The organism is Polyangium jinanense (assembly GCF_028435265.1).
Classification (GTDB): domain Bacteria; phylum Myxococcota_A; class Polyangia; order Polyangiales; family Polyangiaceae; genus Polyangium; species Polyangium jinanense.
In genome coordinates, this window is the sequence record NZ_JAGTJK010000013.1 from 69,076 (window position 1) to 87,222 (window position 18,147).

Annotated in this window: 17 protein-coding genes; 5 read left to right on the top strand and 12 right to left on the bottom strand. The window is 65.4% G+C overall.

Annotated elements, in window-relative coordinates:
* Nucleotides 1-247: 247 nt before the first annotated feature.
* On the top strand, nt 248-1,033 hold the full coding sequence (locus KEG38_RS23760; RefSeq protein ID WP_272422110.1) for a hypothetical protein: 786 nt from the start codon (nt 248-250) through the stop codon (nt 1,031-1,033).
* Between the two features lie 12 nt (nt 1,034-1,045).
* Here the strand turns inward: KEG38_RS23760 and KEG38_RS23765 are convergent, their stop codons facing one another.
* A complete protein-coding gene (locus KEG38_RS23765) occupies nt 1,046-1,801 on the bottom strand; it encodes a hypothetical protein (RefSeq protein WP_272422112.1) in 756 nt (251 codons plus the stop codon).
* Between the two features lie 372 nt (nt 1,802-2,173).
* On the opposite strand from KEG38_RS23765, the gene KEG38_RS23770 reads away from it, so the two are divergent.
* Nucleotides 2,174-2,497 carry a helix-turn-helix domain-containing protein gene (locus KEG38_RS23770; protein ID WP_272422113.1) on the top strand — a complete coding sequence of 108 codons (324 nt, stop codon included), beginning with the start codon at nt 2,174-2,176 and terminating at the stop codon, nt 2,495-2,497.
* A gap of 614 nt (nt 2,498-3,111) precedes the next feature.
* On the top strand, nt 3,112-3,297 hold the full coding sequence (locus tag KEG38_RS23775; RefSeq protein ID WP_272422115.1) for a hypothetical protein: 186 nt from the start codon (nt 3,112-3,114) through the stop codon (nt 3,295-3,297).
* Nucleotides 3,298-4,398: 1,101 nt separating this feature from the next.
* Here the strand turns inward: KEG38_RS23775 and KEG38_RS23780 are convergent.
* The 3 genes from KEG38_RS23780 to KEG38_RS23790 are packed head-to-tail and all read right to left on the bottom strand — an operon-like array spanning nt 4,399 to nt 6,258.
* A complete protein-coding gene (locus KEG38_RS23780; RefSeq protein WP_272422117.1) occupies nt 4,399-4,809 on the bottom strand; it encodes a YccF domain-containing protein in 411 nt (136 codons plus the stop codon).
* 21 nt (nt 4,810-4,830) lie between these two features.
* Nucleotides 4,831-5,433 carry a cadmium resistance transporter gene (locus tag KEG38_RS23785; RefSeq protein ID WP_272422118.1) on the bottom strand — a complete coding sequence of 201 codons (603 nt, stop codon included), beginning with the start codon at nt 5,431-5,433 and terminating at the stop codon, nt 4,831-4,833.
* A gap of 30 nt (nt 5,434-5,463) precedes the next feature.
* Nucleotides 5,464-6,258, bottom strand: a complete 795-nt coding sequence (locus tag KEG38_RS23790; RefSeq protein WP_272422120.1) for an SMP-30/gluconolactonase/LRE family protein — start codon at nt 6,256-6,258, stop codon at nt 5,464-5,466.
* 959 nt (nt 6,259-7,217) lie between these two features.
* Between KEG38_RS23790 and KEG38_RS23795 the strand changes: the two genes are divergently transcribed.
* Nucleotides 7,218-7,841 (top strand): HNH endonuclease signature motif containing protein, encoded by a 624-nt coding sequence (locus KEG38_RS23795; protein ID WP_272422122.1) that lies wholly within the window; start codon nt 7,218-7,220, stop codon nt 7,839-7,841.
* A gap of 274 nt (nt 7,842-8,115) precedes the next feature.
* Nucleotides 8,116-9,885 carry a tetratricopeptide repeat protein gene (locus KEG38_RS23800; RefSeq protein WP_272422123.1) on the top strand — a complete coding sequence of 590 codons (1,770 nt, stop codon included), beginning with the start codon at nt 8,116-8,118 and terminating at the stop codon, nt 9,883-9,885.
* 98 nt (nt 9,886-9,983) lie between these two features.
* On the opposite strand, the gene dndB is transcribed toward KEG38_RS23800, so the two are convergent.
* The 8 genes from dndB to ltrA all read right to left on the bottom strand — a co-directional run bounded on the left by dndB (nt 9,984) and on the right by ltrA (nt 17,652).
* Nucleotides 9,984-11,195, bottom strand: a complete 1,212-nt coding sequence (gene dndB / locus KEG38_RS23805) for a DNA sulfur modification protein DndB (RefSeq protein ID WP_272422124.1) — start codon at nt 11,193-11,195, stop codon at nt 9,984-9,986.
* The gene (locus tag KEG38_RS23810; protein WP_272422126.1) at nt 11,192-11,677 is read right to left on the bottom strand and encodes a DUF6884 domain-containing protein; all 486 of its coding nucleotides are present in this window, start codon (nt 11,675-11,677) and stop codon (nt 11,192-11,194) included. Before KEG38_RS23810 ends, dndB begins: the two co-directional genes overlap by 4 nt.
* Nucleotides 11,678-11,805: 128 nt before the next feature.
* Nucleotides 11,806-12,801: a recombinase RecA gene (gene recA, locus KEG38_RS23815; protein ID WP_272422127.1), complete on the bottom strand. Its 996-nt coding sequence runs from the start codon at nt 12,799-12,801 to the stop codon at nt 11,806-11,808.
* Between the two features lie 135 nt (nt 12,802-12,936).
* The gene (locus tag KEG38_RS23820; protein ID WP_272422129.1) at nt 12,937-13,893 is read right to left on the bottom strand and encodes a hypothetical protein; all 957 of its coding nucleotides are present in this window, start codon (nt 13,891-13,893) and stop codon (nt 12,937-12,939) included.
* On the bottom strand, nt 13,890-15,404 hold the full coding sequence (locus tag KEG38_RS23825; RefSeq protein ID WP_272422132.1) for a YifB family Mg chelatase-like AAA ATPase: 1,515 nt from the start codon (nt 15,402-15,404) through the stop codon (nt 13,890-13,892). The genes KEG38_RS23820 and KEG38_RS23825 overlap by 4 nt, the downstream gene beginning before the upstream one ends.
* A 74-nt stretch (nt 15,405-15,478) precedes the next feature.
* Nucleotides 15,479-15,817, bottom strand: coding sequence for a hypothetical protein (locus KEG38_RS23830; protein WP_272422134.1), 339 nt, complete (start codon nt 15,815-15,817; stop codon nt 15,479-15,481).
* 71 nt (nt 15,818-15,888) lie between these two features.
* A complete protein-coding gene (locus KEG38_RS55590; protein WP_308216886.1) occupies nt 15,889-16,056 on the bottom strand; it encodes a DUF6573 family protein in 168 nt (55 codons plus the stop codon).
* 33 nt (nt 16,057-16,089) lie between these two features.
* Entirely contained in the window at nt 16,090-17,652 is a 1,563-nt protein-coding gene (gene ltrA / locus KEG38_RS23835; RefSeq protein WP_272422279.1) for a group II intron reverse transcriptase/maturase, read from the bottom strand.
* Nucleotides 17,653-18,147 lie beyond the last annotated feature (495 nt).

An 18,147-nucleotide genomic window follows, 5' to 3' on the forward strand; every position in this document is an offset into this window, starting at 1 on the left:
CGGCCAGAAACAAGCCCAAGGTCACGCACGGCTCGTCCGGTTGCGGTTTGACGCGGAACATGAGATCACCATCGCGATGTCCGCCGCACGACCGCCCACATGGTCTTCCGAGCCGCCGCCGCCTTCGCGGACACGGCCACGAACCGGGCCGGACGCGTTCGACCTGCTGTCGTCCGAGGGAGCGGCGGCGGTCCTGCTCTTCGTCCGCTCCATGCTCGAGGACGAGCTAGGCCGAGCACCACATCTCGTGAACGCATCTCTTCCGGCCTTCGCCGAGCGCGTGCAGTCGGCAGCGCGGAGAGCGACGGAAGGCGTGTACTGCGGCCGCGTGTTCATCGCGCCGCTCTTCCGCTTGATGCGCGAACGCGGCGAGGTCTCCTCCTGCCCGACGACGGCGGCGTTCAAGGCGCGGCTGCTCCGCGCTCATGCTCGAGGGCTGCTCACGCTCGCGAAGTGCCCGCCAGCCGAGAAGGTGAACCCGTTGATCGTCGCAGCATCTGCGGTTCGCCGCAGGCAGGCCACGTTCCACGTGGTGCTCCGGTGGCCGCGCAGGAACGTGCAGCTCGTGCTCGAGGACACCCTCGATGCGCTCGATCCCAAGGCGTATGCCGCGGCCGAGGACTACGCGCGTAAGGTTCACGAGGATGAACAACGCCGAGAAGGACGGCCCCGCTTGATCACGTTGTCGCTCGACGGCTTCGCTGCTCGCGTGCAGGCGGTGACCAACGAAGCTGCCGAAGACGTGCTCATCGGGGAGCTGTTCGAGGAGTTCGACGCCCGCGGTGAGGCGACGGGCCTCAGCTTGGAGGCGTTCAAGGCTCGGCTCCGAGCTGCGCATCGCGCCGGCCTGCTTGGGCTGCGCCCGTGGGGCGATAAGGATGGCCCCAGCGGTCTGGGCGTGACGGCTTCTGCTGTCGATCACGACGGGACGACGTTGCACCTCGTACGCCGCACGCCGGTTCCCTTGCCGATCCCTTGGGGCAGACCAGCGCCACTCTTGCCGCGCGCCCGGGCTAGAATGATGGGGTCTTGAAGGCTCAGCGGACTACTTTTCCTTCCCCTTGCTGCACTTGAGCGTGCACATGAGATCCCCCGACTTACAGCCGCACGGTCCCTGCGACACGGGTGCCGGGGCGGTTGCGGGTTGCGGTGGCTGCGCGGTAGGGGGTGACGGCGGGGGCGCGGCCGGTTCCTGCGCCTCCTTGGGCGCTGTTTGGGCGCGTGCAGGTGCGGTTTGTCCGGCGCCGAGGGGAGGCTGGGGCGATGCAGTGCCTTGCGGCGATACATCTGTCGGCGTTGCGCTCGCGCCGCCTGCATCGGGGGCAGGCGCCCCGGCATCCGGAAGCACCGGCGGGTCACCCTTCAGCTCTGTGTAAGGCACGAAGTCCGCGATGAGACCCATGGCGTCCTTCGCCATCGCCTGACCCTCGACCCCCGCGCCGTGCGACTTCGCGAGGTCGATCAGGGTCTTGCCCAGAACCGACTCCGCGAGCACAACCCACTCCTCGGTCCGGCCTGATTTGAGCTCGATCTCCTCGGGTTGAGGCTGCTCCTGCACCCACATGGTGAAGGCGCCGGTGGTCTCGAACCGCGTGTCGACCGTCTCGAGGATGCAGTGCCGGCGATACCCGCTCGCGGTGACCTCGTACCTGTCGTTGCCGCCCGCCGACTCGATGATGCGGCCGGACACCTTCTTGATGTGCTCGCGAGCGTAGAAGGCACGGAAGACCTCGCCGTCGGGGCGGGCCGCAGGTTTCCCCTCTGCCTTGGCGGCGACCCAGTTGCAGATGATCGACGGCACCGCAGGCGTTCCTTGGCAGACTTCGGCGTAACGCCCTTCCCGCGCAGCGTTCACCATCCGCCCGCGGTGCGCTGAGGCGAGCTGTGCCGGCGTCGGCGGAGCTTCTGGTGCCGCGGTCGCGCTTGTGCTCGCAGATGGCGACGATGGTTCTGAGGAGACCGGCGCGGAGGAAGATGCCGTCGACGTGGCCGGGGAGGATGACCCATCCGCGCTCGAGCTCCGGCCGCAAGCGGGAGCGGCCCCGAGCGTCATGACCAACCCCAAGACCCAGACGAACCCCCGTGTGCGCATGCGATGTAGTGTCTAATAGACCTAGTAGTAGGTCTACCAGTTTGTCGCTCGGCAGCCCGCCCGGCGGTCTCCTCCCTGGGCATGGCAGGGAAGAGCTTCAGCGCCAGGCTCGGTGCGCGTCTCCGTGCGCGGCGCGAAGCCCTCGGCTTGAGCCAGGCTGAGCTGGCGGAGAAGGTCGACATCAGCGCGAACTACGTCGGGGTGCTGGAGCGAGGCTTGAAGCTGCCGACCCTCGACACGCTCGTCGCCCTCGCGAAGGCGCTCGATGTGCCCGTTGCCGATCTGCTTGGAGAGCCTCGGGCAGACCCATGGCTCGAGGAGGTCGTCACTGTCGCCGCCACGATGCCGAAGCAGCTCCGCCCCGTGGCGCTCGCCGTCCTGAGGGCGATGGCGGCGCAGAAGTAGGCGTGGGGCGGCGGCGAGAGACGCTGAGGCTGACCTTGGAGTAGCGCGCGAAGCACCCTGGGCGCACGCGAACAACATCGGAGGGGATCGAGGCCGGCGCGACCAGTCACCGTTGAGCGTCCTCGCGCTCGCGAAGCGCTCGGGCGTCTGGTGGTGGAACTACTCGGGGCGATGTCAGGGGCGACGTGACCTTGGTTATTTGCAACCGAAGTCGCCAGGGTTGATGCGCGCTCTCTTGCGCGGCGCGACGAGCGCCCGCTCACGCGCGGCTTCGAGCTCCCCCTTGAACTTCTGGACAAAGTGCCCAGAAGTCGTGCCGGGTCCTCCGAGCTCAACACGAGCTGACAGAGCACGGGCGTCTGGTCGTCCAGCGGCGTGCCCGGATGGCCTTCTTGTTCTGGAGGATCCTGGGCGAGAGGCCGGTCCTCGCGCAGGTGTCTTTGGCGAAGGACGCGACGGTCGCGTCTTTCGCCAGCCTCTCGACGTCCCTCTTCACGGACGTGCGTGCGCTGGCCCCATCGACCAAGGCGCCAGGCCGTCGAGCACGTAGCCGTCTCCTTCCGCTCGCGCCCATAACGCGGGCGCCGCCCTGGCGGCTGGTCGTGAGCTGCGCGATGCGCGATCGTCGCGAAGAGCATGCTGTCCGCGAGCCGCTTCAAGAACTCGCTCCGCGCTGGCGCGTCTTCCGCCGCCTTGATGAGCGAGACAGCCACATCACGCTGCGCGAGCACGAGCGCCGTGGAGAGAGAAGTACATCGTCGAGCGGCATCTCCTTGATGACGCGCATCTACGCATCGTGAAGACGAGGATGTCCGGGGCGCGTCGAGGAAGGCGGGAGCATGGATGCGATGCTCGATCGCCCGTGGCTCCTGCTTCACGCTGCTAGCCGGACGAGCGGTACTTGCCCGAGGCCGGGATGAACTTGACCAGCGTGTCGTCGATCATTTCGCTGAGCTTGATGATCGCGCTCCGATCCCTCCTGCTCACGACCCTGCTCAGGCCACGAGCGGGTGATCCGTCTACAGGCTCCCAGCACCTCATCCCAAGCTGTCGCGCTCGAGCTTGACGGAGGAGTTCATGAACGAGAACTGCGCGTCGTTGACGACGAAGCTCGGTCAGGTCCTCGTTGATCGCTGGCGCTCACGACGCTGGGTAAGGGCGATGCCGATCATTTCTACAGTTGGGAGTCATGTTGAGTACCTCTATAGGGTTGGGGATAGGACTCTGATCGGTGTTGCGAGTTACCAAATACCTACTCAACACGAGTCCTAACTACAAAAAAGGACCACGGGCCCCAGGTCTCTCAGCTCCGCCGCTCGTGATCGAGAGGGCCCATGGGTACGGACCTCCTCCCGGGTGCTGATGGTTCAACAGCTGTCGTGATCCTCAGATCACCGAGGTCATGTCTTCCAGTCGCGGATCTCGATCGCGAACCTCCTCAACCACGAGGCCAGCTTCACCGGGAGCCAAGGGCTGCGAGATGTTGAGCTTGAGCGAGAGCGACGTGAACAACGTCAACGACGGCGAGCGCGGCGCAGTCGTTGATCTCCAACGGCTACCTCCACAACGACCTGATAAGCCGCGCCGCGAGCCGTAGAGCTTCATGCGGACTGCCGGTCATGATCAGCTCGCGTGTCGCTGCCCCTGAGCGATCAGGACATCGACAAGAAGGCCCCGTCCAGCCTCCGCGAGATCATCGCGCTCGATCGAGAATACGGTGAACAAGATCAAGCTCAGCCCCATCTGCCCGAGGTAGCTCATCGCGCGGACGCGCCGAGGAAGAGGCGGCGAGGTGGATGGAGGCGTCTCGCTCGCCGAGCGCGCGACCGAGGTGGCTACGCGAGGGTGCGTGGAGGAACTCGTCGCCGCACGCTGAGCACCGAAGCTCTTCCTTCGACCCGTCAGACGATCTCCTTGCCGAAGGGCCATAACGCCAGGATGGCCAGCTTCACGTGGGCCACGGCGAAGGGGATGCCGATGATGGTCACCGCGCACAAGAGCGCTGCGCCGAGGTGCGTGACTGCGATCCCCCACCCGAACAAGAACAGCCATGACAAGTTGAAGCACGCGCCCAGGCAGCCCGAGCCGAGGCTGTTCTGGCGGTCCACGACGCGACGATTGAAGGGCAGCAGCGCGTAGAGCCCCACACGCCAGATCGCCACCGCGAAGGGCAAGCCCACGATGGTGAGCGCCAGGACGGCCCCTGCGATCAGGTAGCCGAGGGAGAGCACGAGCCCGCCCCCCAGCATGACCCAGAGCACGTTGCCCAGGGTTCCCATCGCCGTGCGCTCTGTCGGTCGCGCGTCGCTCATGGGCTCATCCTGTCCGAACCTTCATGCGCGGACGAGCACCATCGCGCGGGACAGGCTCAGGAGGCCGAGCGCAACCAGAACGAACGGCAGCGCCAGGCGGCCCCAACGTCGGATGCGGCGTCCCAGGAGCTCGTTGTGGACGAGGTGGTAGCCGATGGCGCACCAGACCCCGGTCATCACCACGAACACGGCTGCGTAGAGCGGCACGAGCTTCGGGGCGCTCGAGAACAGCGGGATGTAGACGCCCAGGTTGTCCCCGCCATTCGCCACGGTGACACCGGCGACCGCGAGCACCTTGGAGCTGTGCATGCCGGCGCCTGGCTCAACCTCCGGGGCGTCGCCTTCTTCTTCGCCCTGACGCAGAGCCCACAGACCGCGAAGACCGAGCCCAAGCGGCACGACCCCGAGCAGCCCGATCCAGCCCTCGGGCACGACGAACGCGAAGAGTGCGCACGCGGCGCTGGCCGCAACGAGAACCGCGATGCCGAGGAGCTGGCCAGCGACGACGTGACGTGGCTTGAAGCTCGGGTCCGAGAAGAAGGCCGACAGCAACAAGAGGTCGTCGACGTTCGTGGAGGCGAAGACGACGATGCCGACGGGCAGGGCCGAGAACACCTCACCCATGCAGGCTGCCGACCCGCTGCATGCGCCGCATCAATCGACCGGCAGAATCCGCACCAGGTGCGTGATGCCGTCGGCCTCGTTGCGGTCGTGATCGGCGACGAACAAGCGCTTGTTCTTGCCGTCGTAGGCGACGCCCCGAACGTCCTGGAAGCCGTCCGAGAGTTCCTTGACCTCGCCGCTCCCCAGGACCTGCCGCACGCTGCCGGCCTTGCCTCCGGTGAAGAACGAGCCCTCCGGCCCCGCGCACAGAAGATCTGGCTCGGGCACCTTGGCGACAACAACTGGCTTGTCTGGAGAAGCGATGGGCACGCGCAGGATCGTGCCCGCAACCTGATCGCTGACGACGAGCTCGCCACCGAGCGCGAGCACCCCGACGGGCTTCTTCAGGCCGCCGACGACCTCGGCCTCGGTCCCGGCCAGATCGATCCGCGCGATGCCTCCGCTCTTCACGCCGTCCTTCGAGAAGAAGAACGCTTCGTACAGCGTCCCGTCGCTCGTGGCCGCGAGACCGATGCGACGGCGGAGAGGATCGAGGTTCGGCACCGTGCCGCTCGTGCCGTCGGGGTTCGCGTAGACAACGTCTCCCGCCTTGCCGTGGCCGAAGCGCGTCACCACGAGCTTGCCATCCGGGAGCTTCACCACCTGGCCGAGGCCCCCGCCCTCGGGCGGCGCCGGGGGCAACTCCGCGACGGTCGAGAACCCAGCCGCGTCGGTCCACTTCAAGATGCGGTTGTTCTTCGCGTCAGCGATGTAGAGGGTCGCTGCGGTCTCATCCCACCAGAGGCCGTTCGGGTCCGCCGTCGACCGGGATGCTGGTAGGCCCACAACGAACTCCAGTGTCCCCCTGCGAGGCGACGCCTGGATCAACCGTGGCGATGGCGGTCTGAGTACCGCCGCACGCCATGAACGAGAGGGTGCCGCAGAGGGAGAGTGCGAGACGAACTGCGACGCGCAGCATGCGCGGAGCATAGGCGAGGCCGTGGAACCGGCCCACGTTGTTCTGCCGATCGCGGGAGGAGTTCGATGTCGATCAGCTCGGCGAGCAAGTAGTCGTTGTAGTTGCCGACGTCGTTCTAGATGAACTCGCCGATCACGGCCGCTGTTTGCCCGTCTTCACCGAAAGGTGCCGGCGGCGACTCACGCGCTGAACATCGAGATCATGGTGAAGCGCATGAACAAGACCTCCGAGCTGCGGAGATGTACTCCCGGCGGTGGCCCCTGGGGGTGTGTCTGCGGGTGCTTGCGCAGCGTCAGGGAGGGGGTGGTGACGATCTTTTTTGCAGTTGGGACTCGGTGTTGAGTACCTATATCTGATCGGACCGATTCTAGCTAAATCCATGATCGGACATATGTTTTATCTACTCAACACAGACTCCTAACCACAAAAGTTGAGCGTGCATCCCCGGCCTCTCCGACTCAGCCGATCACGACCCTGAGGACTGGGGCCGGCTCTCCTCCCTGGACCTCCAGGCATGGGTTGAAGCGGTTGTAGTTCAAGGACCAGATGTTGTTCCTGGCAGCCGTTGAACTTCAACGAGGCCGTCGTGAACGACGACCGTCTCCAGCCCACCCGGCGCTGCAAGCGTCGCTGGTTCAAAGCTCAGCGAGAACATCGACACCAAGAACAACGACAAGTCCCGTTTCAACCGGGAGGCTGGCGGTTGAACTTTCACGCGAAGAAGAACATCGGGTTCGAGTCGGACATGTAGTCGTTGAACTTGAACAACAACGTGACCGAGGGCAGAGCGACGCCAGCGGCCTTGTTCAACTGCACCGAGTAGAACGTGGACGAGACGAAGAAGCCGAGCCGTACTTCTCAGCGAGCGACATCGAGTGACCCGGAGGCGCAAAGGCTCTCGTCCTTCGCGAAGTTCAGCGCCCTTGTTCGTCAGGGCGGCGGCGACGAGTGCTGGTACTGGCTCGGCGCGGTGAACAACCGCGGGTACGGCGTCTTCCGCGTCGGCCGCCGCGTCGTTATGGCCCACCGCCACATGTTCGAGTTGGAGCACGGACGTCCTCCGTCTGGGATGGTCCTGCACACCTGCGGCAAGAAGACGTGCGTCAACCCCAGCCACCTCTACGAGGGCTCGAAGCCCAACCCGTTCAACGCGGACGCGGTGCTGCTCGAGGAGATCGAGCGCAAGGCGCTTCCCGCGGCTTCTTCATCGCGAGGGCGGCCGGGGATCAACAACCCGCGCGCTCGGCTCACCGAGCAGCAGGTGAAGGAGATCTGCGCCCTGCTCGATCAAGGCGTGTCTCCGCGGATCATCGGGTTCAGCTTCGGCGTCGATGCGAAGTCGATCCGCAACATCGACGAGGGCAAGACGTGGAGTCACGTCCCCGAGGTGGCTCGTCGGGCCGAGGCACCGAAGAAGAGACGGCGCGGAGGATGGCGTCGTCGAGGGTGATGAGCTTCGTCGAGCATGTTGCAGCATGTGAGTCGAGATCATCACCGTTCACTCGCCAGTCACGGCGTGTCCGACCTCCCTTTCCGGGACTTCATCTCGCACACGAGACCGGTCGCGCTGCCACCACCTGCTCACTTGGCGGCAGGTGCCGGGGTCGCTGGCTGTGGAGTCGGCGCGCCGCGCGGACGGATTACCTTGATGACCCTGGCAGGATCGCCGGCATGCCCTGTGATATTCTACCCGGAGGCCTGGAGCGCCCGCGTGATTCAGTCGTATGAGCGACAAAGACGACGAAGAGCCTTTGAACCCACAGGGGACCGGCAACGCCGGAGGGAACGTGATCCCCATAGCGGGCAAGTATCCTCGCGTCGCCGCGAAGCGCGGGGGGACGAAGCTCGCGAGCGTGGCGAAAATGTCCCTGGAGACCGAGGAGGGCGACGAGACGAAGTCGAACCATAGCCTCCTCGACAAGCTCAACGCCTGGGATCTCGACGCGCATATAGCGGACATCAGTGTCAGGATCGAGGAGGGGCGCGACGACCTCCGACCCCTCCTGGAGGATGCTCGCGACTGGCGCGCGGTCCGGAGCCACCTACGAGGCGATCGGGAGGCTGCCCTTGCCGAGTGGGCCGAGCTGATCGAGCAGGGCTCCTGCAAGGCCCTCATGACACGGGCACAGTACCGCGCAGACGACGGTGACCTCGCCGGTGCCCACGCAGACTACAACAGCGCGGCCGAACGCGCGCCGAAGGACGGATCTATCTACCTGAAGCGAGGCACGTTCGCCTACTTCAAGCTCAATGATAACGAACGTGCGCTCGCCGATCTGGAGCGCGCTGCCCAGCTCCTACCAAAGGACGCGGAGCCTTACCAAACGATGGCATTCGTCCTCGGGTCCCTTGGCGATGAGGATGGATCCATCCGAGCCCTCGGGCGCGCCATCCATCGCGATCCGTGGCGCGCCGACCTATTCTACGAGCGCGGGCGCCGCTGGTGGTCAAAGGGCTCAATCGCGGAAGCGCTCGCGGATCTCGACAGAAGCATCCAGCTCGGCGTTACCAATGCTTCGGCCTTCCAACTCCGTGCATTCTGCCACGAGAAGCGCGGAGACCTCCCCGGAGCGATCGCCGACTTCACGCGCGCGATCGCGTTGAATCCAAGCGAGACGGCGTTCTTCATGGGCCGGGGCAATGCGCATCTTGCGATGGGAGCGTACGCAGAGGCAATCCACGATTTCCGCCAACGACTCGAGCTCTACGGGTGGAGAGATGATAGGGCGTTGCGCAGCCTGGGCGCCGCGCACCTCGCGCTCGGCGACGAGGAGCGCGCCGCCGCCTATTATCGCCAGGCGTTTTACCATGATCCGAAGCTGCTCGAGGACCTGCGCCTCCAGATTCGGATAAACGAAACGCTCGACAAGCCTGAAGCGCTGCGCGCCGATCTCGACGTTCTCTTCTTGGTCGAGCCGGACGGCTGGCTACGAATCGAAAGCGCGCACCTCTGGGCCCGGTTGGGCGACCTCGAGAAGGCAATAGCTGACCTCGACCGTGCGGTCGAGGAGAGCCCGCAGTGGGATGAGGCATTGTTCGAGCGAGGGCGAATGCACGCGAGAGCCGGCCGCTTCGATCGCGCCTTAGTGGATGTATCGAGAGCTATCGAGCTCGCGCCCCACCAGGCGAAGCACCCTGCTTGGCGCGCCCTATACAGGGCCCACCTTGAGGGAGACACTCCTCTGGCAAGGGCCGATCTTCAACGCGCTGTCGAGCTCGCGCACTACGACGACGAGATCCGATCCTGCAGCGTAATGTACTTCTCCCTCGTCGCGAAGCCCGAAGAGGCGATAGCCGATTACGATATACTGATCCTTCTCTCGCCATTGGACGCCAGGTACTACAAAGAGCGCGGCATGGTGCGGGAGGCGATCGGCGACGTTGAGGGTGCCCTAGCCGATTACACCCGCGCGGCGGAGCTACTGACTGCGGAAGAAGACGACGGGCGGAAAATAAGGCGAGGGACCTGGTCCAAACCGTTTGCTCCCTGGTGAAGCTAGCCGCGCATGCTCGACGTGGCGCCCTGATAGGAGGTGCGTGGCTAAAAAGAGGGCGATGCCGCCCCCACCAACCACTGCGTGGTTGGATTGCTTTAGACAGCTGCCGCGTCTTCGTCCTCCGGCTTGTCCTCATCGGCGTGATTAGCGTGCACAGGCTCATGCCGCCGCTCCTCGATGGAGAGCTCGAGCTCGAGGTGATGCTTGATCAGGTTCGCCGTCAGGATCACGCTCGCCGCGTTCTTCAAGACCCTGCCGTTCACCACGGCGCGCCCCTCCCATCGCGGGTTGTTCCGCGACCAGTCGATCCTGCCGAGCCCCGTCAGCACGCTCTTCCATTCCTCGCGCCGCTCCCGCAGCACGGCGTTGCCGACGCGGCCGAGCGCCTCGAGCACGACCGCGTGTGCATGGACGCACCGATCTCGCAGCGCAGACGCGCGGATCTTGCCGAGGCCGACCTCGTGCCAGTCCGGCATCACTCGCGTGGCCTCGGTCCAGAACTCGACAGCGATCTGCCTCGCGGTCTCGAAGCTTCCACTAAACCCCGCGAGCAGCGCCTTCGTCGCCGCATGGATGCTGGCCAGCGCGAAGAGCTTGTTCGAGCCTCCCGAGACCGAGGTCTTCTCCCCGTCGGTGAGCTGGTGGAAAAGGAAGACGTCGCGAACGACGGCGCGCGTGAGCTTCGCCAGCTCGTCGCGGTGGTCGTACAGCAGGCCCAGGGAGTTGTTCGGCCGCACCGCAAAGCGGTTCAAGTCTGCGAACCGCTGCTGCGCCTTCTCGAGCCCCGCGTCGACGAACAACGTCACGCAGAGGCTCTCGTCCCCGAGCGAGCCCCGCCGCTTCCGCACGTACTCCTGCGACAGCGCCATCGCGACGGCCGCCCGCCGATGCTGCCCGTCGAGGACCGCGATCGTCATGTCCCGCGGGATGTAGAGCGTGCCCATGTGGCTATTCTCGTGCGCCGGCTCGAAGCGGGGCAGGCCGTCGATCGCACCGACGAGGGCCGGCAACGTGTAGTTCGTCGGGTTGTTCGTGATGTAGTCCGCGATCTTCGGGACACGGACCTTGCTCAGCACCCGCTGCGCCCGGAGCTCCGGCGGCAGCTTGCCATCCACGGGGGCAAAGAGCTTCGCCACGTCCCGGAGGTGCACCATGACCGAGTAGTACTCACCGCCGGCCTGGACACCCCGGATCGCCGGAAGGGCCCACTCGGACGCGTTGTTCTTCGCCTCGGTCTCGTGGTTCCTCTCCTTCGTCGGACCGGTCTGGGTGCCGCTCTTCTTCTGGTCGAGTTTCTTCTTCGTCATTGATTACTCCACTGACAGGAACTCGATTTCACAACTGGCGTATTCGCCTTCATCCACGCGACCCGCGCGCCACATCCACGAGTCCTCCGCAGTGGTTCTTCCGGCCGAGGAAGGTTGTGCCAATGCGCCCCGTGTACGAGCGCGTCGGCATAAACCTTTCCGGCGAGAATCACGAGCTGTGGGGGCGGATTGAACGCCGGCAAAAGCTCGCCGATCGTTCGCGCTCCCCAGTCCTCCCGATCGTTCTTCCGGAACTTGCGGAGGCTCCGGTCATACGGGTGCAGCACGGTCTTCGGTGCGACCGCGCCGTAGAAGGCGGAGACGATGACAACGACGTCGCACGTCTTCTCGGCGTACTGATAAGCCGCACGAAACAGCGGCGAGATGTAGAAGTCCTTGGCCGGAGCCGGCTTCTTGCTCTTCAGAGCCGAACAGCCCACGAGAGCGACCCGCTTGGCCCCCGGCTGCTTCACCGTGAACATGAACCCTCCGAGAGGGCTGTGCGCACGTCAGAAGTCCTGCGAGTTGCCTCGGCGACTCTGACGGCGCGCTGATCTCTACTTCTTCTTGCCCGCGTGATGACGCACAGGCGTCCGCACAGGCCCCTCAACTACTCCGCGGCCGACCGCTGCGCGAGGGAGTGCTCGACCGCGTTCCGGATCGCCGCGCCCAGCGGCCCCTTGATCGCCTCGCGCGCCTTCTCCCGGCCCTGACCGAGTGTCTCCCCCCGGAAAGACAAGTACGCGCCGGTCTTCTCGACGATGCCGTGGGCGACGGCGAAGTCGAGCAGGTCCCCGGCTGCGTCGATCCCCGTTCCCCAGCGGATGTCGAACTCCGCCTCTCGGAAGGGCGGCGCGCACTTGTTCTTCACCACCTTCACGCGGGTCTTCGAGCCCAGCACCTCCTCGCCGACCTTGAGCGCCCCGATGCGTCGGACATCGAGCCGCACGCTCGCGTAGAACTTGAGCGCATTGCCGCCCGTGGTCGTCTCGGGACTGCCAAAGACGACCCCGATTTTGTGCCGGAGCTGATTGATGAAGATGAGCAGCGTCTCGGTCCGGTACGCGATGGCAGTGAGCTTGCGCAGGGCCTGGCTCATGAGCCGCGCCTGGAGGCCCATGTGCGCGTCGCCCATGTCGCCCTCGATCTCGGCCTTCGGCGTCAAAGCCGCGACGGAGTCGATCACGATGATGTCGACCGCGCCGGAACGCGTGAGCGTCTCGACGATCTCGAGGGCCTGCTCGCCGTTGTCCGGCTGCGAGACGAGCAAGCGGTTGACGTCGACGCCGATATTGCGCGCATAGTTCGGATCGAACGCATGCTCGGCGTCGATGAACGCCGCGATGCCCTTCGCCTTCTGCGCCTCGTAGAGCGCGTGCAGGGTGAGCGTGGTCTTGCCCGAGGACTCGGGCCCGTAGATCTCCACGATTCTGCCGCGGGGATATCCCCCGATCCCGAGCGCGGCATCGAGCGCGAGCGAGCCCGTGGGCAAGACGCGTACACCGCGCTCCGGATTGTCGTCCCCGAGGCTCATGATGGCCCCCTTGCCGTACTGTTTCTCGATGGCCTGCAGGGCGCCCCGCAGGGCGCCGTTGTTCTGCTGCATGGTCGTTGGTCCACAAAAGAAGAGCGCACCCTCCCCGAGAGGGTGCGCGTATCGAAGCTCCCAGGAGCCGGCATTCGCGGCACATCTGGGCTCGGGTGCTTATTCGCGCGATGCCCGGAGGCAGCGCCGTGGTTGTTATTCCTGCTTTTGCTCGCGGCTCGCATGCGCGGTCAGCCGCTCGAGGAGCGCGAGTGCCTCGAGAATGCGATGATCGCGACGGAGATCGTCCAGGAGGTCGTTCAAGAGGTCGAGAAGCTCGGGAGCCGCCGCGATTAGCTCCGCAGCCCCCTCGACGGCCTCCGCAACGAAGAGCTTGTTCTGGTCGAGGATGACCTGCCTGTCGGCGCAGCGGTAGGCGACGTGCCAGCGGACCTGCGGGGGCTCCGTGGGCCTTACGTCGTTCTGCTCGCTGGTGGGCGGCGCCAGCGTATCGGCCTCGCCCGTGTCGCCTGGACGCACCGTCTTCTTCTTGAGCTCCTCGGCGTATCGGCGGAGGGGACACGACTCGGTGCAAGGCGTGTTCGGCGGGGCATTACAACCCGGGCACGACTGGTCCGGCCACGCTCCGGTCTCAATGGCCACGAGCCGGTTCTGCCGCGCGCTGCCCTTGACGTACATGTCCGGGCGGCAGCCAGGGCATTGGCAGGTCCCAGGCTCGTGCGCGGGACCGGGGGTGCTCTGCACGAGACCGCACCTCACCAGGCGCGCCCGCGCTTCGCTTCTCGTGAGGTCCAGATCTTCCGCAACCCAGAAAACCAGCGTGTCCTCGTCCCAGGTCGGGTCGAAGAAGATGGGCGCGTCGTCGATAAGAACATCGCGGCGCTCCTGCTCATCGCCCAAAGTCACGCAAATGGTGGAGGCCAGGTAGACCTCCCGCGTGTCCTCGTGCTCGATGAGGCGGTGCCCAAGCTCGACGCCTGGCAGACGGCCCAGGAGCTTGATGCCGTACTTCCCCACGGCGTCGGTCTCGAACTCTGCAATGAAGCGCTCGCCGCTGGTGGGTTTCTCCCGGCCGCACAGGACGCAGTTGCCGTGCGCATCCGTGATAGCGAGATGTCGTCCGTCCCGCAGGCACTCGACGATGGGCATCATGTGACGAGCGGGGCGGCGTTGAGGGCCTCGGCGATGTGGCGAGCCCGGACCACATCGCTGCCGTCGAGGTCCGCGATCGTGCGGGAGACGCGCAGCACCTTCGCGTGGAGCTCGGCCGAGAGCCCGAGCCGTTCCACGGCCTGCCCCATCATGCGCTGCCCCTTGTCGTCCGGCTTCGCGACGCGATCGAGGTCCGCGAGGCTGAGCCGGCCGTTCGCCGGCTCGGTGACCACGAGCTTCTCGAAGCGGTTCTTCTGCACCTCCCTCGCCTTGATGACGCGGGCGCGCATGTCCGCGGAGCACTCGCTGCGGCTGCCCTTTAGCTCGTCCCCGGACAGGATTGCCTTCATGTCCATGCGGTCGAACACGGCACCGCGCAGCCGCTCATGGTACGCCCGAATGCGCTCCGGCGGGCACTTGCACGTCCTGCCCTTCGCGCCGTGGAAGCCGCACGGGCACGGAAGAACCGACGCGACGGTGAGCGGTCGGGCCGGGAAGACCACGCGGGTCTGGCGCTGGCAGACGACCGCTTGCCCGTTCTTGAGCACGCCATCGAGCACCGCGAGCGTCCGCTTCTTGAACTCCAGCAGCTCGTCCAAGAACAAGACGCCGAGGTGCGCGAGCGACACCTGCCCAGGCCGTATCGGCAGGCCGCCGCCGACGAGGCCCACCTCGCTCACCGTGTAATGCGGCGCCTGCAAGGGCCTCTGCGTGAGGAGCCCCTGGGAGGTGTGGAGCAGGCCCGCCACCGAATGAATCGACGTCACCTCGAGCGCCTCCTCGCGGGTGAGCGGGGGCATCACCGTGGGCAGACGCCAGCAGAGCACCGTCCTCCCTGACCCAGGCGAGCCGATGAAGAGCAGCGGATGGAGGCCGGCGGCCGAGATCTCCAGGGCACGACGGCCGGACACGAGCCCTTGGAGATCTGCGAGATCGACTTCCGCGAGCGGAGGCGCCTTCAAGAAGTCACGCGCGAACTGGAGCTGCCCCGCGCCCCGCAGCGAGTCGACCACGTCCTGCAGGTGCGCCGCAACCTGCACCTCCATGTGCTGCACGCTCGCCGCCTCGGGGCCATTGGACCAGGGCACGATGGCGCGCGACATGTCTTTCACGCCCAGCAACGCGGGCAGCGCACCCCGGACCGGGCGTACGGCGCCGGTCTGCGCGAGCTCGCCGATGATGACCATGCGCGGGAGCGGCTTCTGCTCGAGGGCCATGAGCAGCGCCGTCGCCACGGCGAGGTCGAGCATTCCGTCGTTGCGCGTGTCGACCGGCGAGAACTCGACCTTGACCTTGTAGCCGTCGAGCCACTTGCCAAGCCTCGCAAGCGCGGACAGCACGCGGACCTTGGTATCGCGGACGCTGGCCTCCGCGAGGCCGATCAGCTCGACGGTGCTCGATCCTGCCTCGATCGTGACCACAATGCTGACCAGCGTGGCGACGAGACCCGTGAGCGCGATGGACAAAACCTCGCTGCGGAGAGGTTTCTCCGGCAGGGGATTGGTCCCCATAGTTGTCTCCTTTTTGGGTGATTGAAGCGGAAGGAAGAGGGCCCGGAGGCGTGATGCCCCCGGGCCCAGTCCGATCAGAAGACGCCCGACTCCGGCCCCGTCCCCGGGCTCACCGGCTCGGCGCCCTCGGGCGGCTCCTGCCCGCCGAGCTTGCCCCTCTCGATGGCGCTCCGCAGTGCGACGGCCACGTTCGGCATGATGAGCTCGACCTCCTCGGCGAAGAACTCCGCCTCGGCACGCGTCAGGCGCACGCCCCGCCACTCCTTCCGCCCGCGCCGTTTGTCGGCGGGCAACTCGTCCTCGTGAATGTAGACGTGCCCGTCGCTGGCGAGCGCGAACGAGGCCATGCACTCCTCCACGCGGTCCTGCTCTTCGTTCTCCGCGTTTTTCGTGGGCGACTGCTTGGACGACATGTGTCTCCCTGAAAAAGCGAATGCGGCGCACGGAAGAACCGCACGCCGCATTCCTGTTCTTGGTTTGTCGCTCAATCCTCTTCGGGCAAGAGGATCGTGATGACCGCCTCGCCGTCGTCGCCGGGCCCGATGATGGCCTTCAGCTCGACGAGGGACGGTTCGATCGCGTCGGTGACGACATGCAACTCGTACCGGATTTCAGCTTCATCCGGCCGTTGCAGGGCGGCGCAGCGGAACATCCAGGTGGGTGGGCGCCCGGCGCCATACTCGACTCAACGCCGAGCTGGTTTCCGGGCGCCCCCCGCCGAACCCGGCGTGCACCTTTCGTTATGCACCGGGCTCTCCATAGATGGATCTGCGAAGCGTGGTGGTTTCTGCCATGCAAATCGAAAGCTTCCCGTCCGCACCGTGCTCAACCTGAATGGCGCCGTCGCACCGTCGCGCCATTCAATGGACGAGCCGCCGCGCCGCCGCACGGCATATCGATGCAGGAGAGCTCTCATCGCGGGACGGTCGTGCTTCTTCTGGATCCATCGGAAGATGGTCCACCACACGTACCGATCGACACCGTGGAAGACACGGTATGCATCGTTCGCGTGCCGATAGAAGTTCGCCCATCCTCGCAGCATGGGGTTTAGCAGGCGCAGACGTTCGTCAAGGCTCGATCCGATGGTGTTCCGCCGGAAGAGATCCTTGACGCGCTCGCGCAGCCTTCGCGTTCGACTCTTGGGAATGACGAGAGCGCAATGCGCTCGCCCGTGCCGTCGATATCGACGCACGCCCAGGCGGTGTCCCAGGAAGTCAAGGCTCTGCGTCACCGGAGTGACGAGCGTCTTTTCTTCCGAGAGCTCCAGCCCGAGGTTTTCCTTCAATAGCGCCGCGATGGCTTGCTTTTCGGCCAGCGCCGCCTCCCTGGCTCGGTCCGATTGATCCGGACCCGGAGGCACGCTGATGAGCACAATGAAGTCATCCGCATATCGAACAGGCACCGCGACGGTTTTGCCGCTTGACTTGTCCATGTCCCGCAGCTTTCTCGCGCGATTCAGGATCCTCGCCGGCTCGGTCAACAGCGTCGGCTTTCGACGTGGCCACGTGTGACGCGTGTACCGCTCGTCGAGCACGCTCAGCGCGATGTTCGCGAGCAACGGCGATAAGATCCCGCCTTGAGGAGTGCCGCCATCCGTTCGCAGGAATTGCTCCTGCGCCATGATGCCGGCATTCAGGAATGCGAGGACGAGCCGATTCACCTTCGCATCACCGACGCGAAGGCGCAATCGCTCCATCAGGCCATGATGACCGATGTTGTCAAAGCACCCCTTGATGTCGCCTTCAACGGCCCATTGATAAGGGAGCCGAGGCTTCCCCGTAGGATCCTCCCTCTGCGGGCACATGAAGCTTGTGAGTTGCTCCAGCGCGCCGTGAACGGATCTCCCAGGGCGAAAGCCGTACGAGATCGGATAGAAATCCGCCTCGAAGATCGGCTCCATGATGTTCTTCAATGCCGCCTGCACCACCCTATCTTTCACGGTCGGGATTCCCAGGGGGCGAAATTTCCCCGGATGACCAGGCTTCGGGATGAGCACTCGCCGCACCGGATTCGGCCGGTATGCGCCAGACCGAAGATCCGCACGCAACGTAGCGACGAATGACTCGATACCCTCCGCGAGGATGTCCCGAACCGTGATACCGTCTACGCCGCTCGTGCGCCTTCCGCGATTGCGGGCGACACGACAGAGCGCGATCCGCAGGTTTTGGGGATCGGTGACGAAGCCCCAGAGCTTGCGAAAGACGTAGTCCGGTTGATCCATGCTTCGCCGGTACAACTGCTTCTGCACGTTCAAGAGCCAGTCTCGATCGGACTGAGGCGCCACATACATGGCTTTCTCCCGCGGCTTCGTAGTCGCACCCATCTACTGTCTCCCTTCGCCATGTGCGCGGCTTTCCCGCGCTCGGACTACTACGGAGACTCCGCCCCTCGTCCGAGACATCGCTGGACTTGGCAGCTTGCCGGGTTTCGCGTCCCGGCGCTCGGATCGAGGTTCCCGTGTTGAAGATGGTGACCCTTGGTGCTTTAGGTGGCCGACTTTGCCCCTGGCAGCGCAGACCATGTCCTCCTTCGGGACTGAGGAATGGCGTACCCTTTGAGGGTATACCCAGTCGCTATCCTTGAGGCGACCAGGCTCGGGCTGCAATCCCGTCGATGACGGGTGCTGGGTTCTTGCAGGGGGTTCAAGCATCGACTTCATCATTGAGACGTCCTGTCTCAGATTCACCATGGCACCTGTGGTAGACCACCGACGCCACCTTGCGGTGTCGGCGTGGCCATTTCA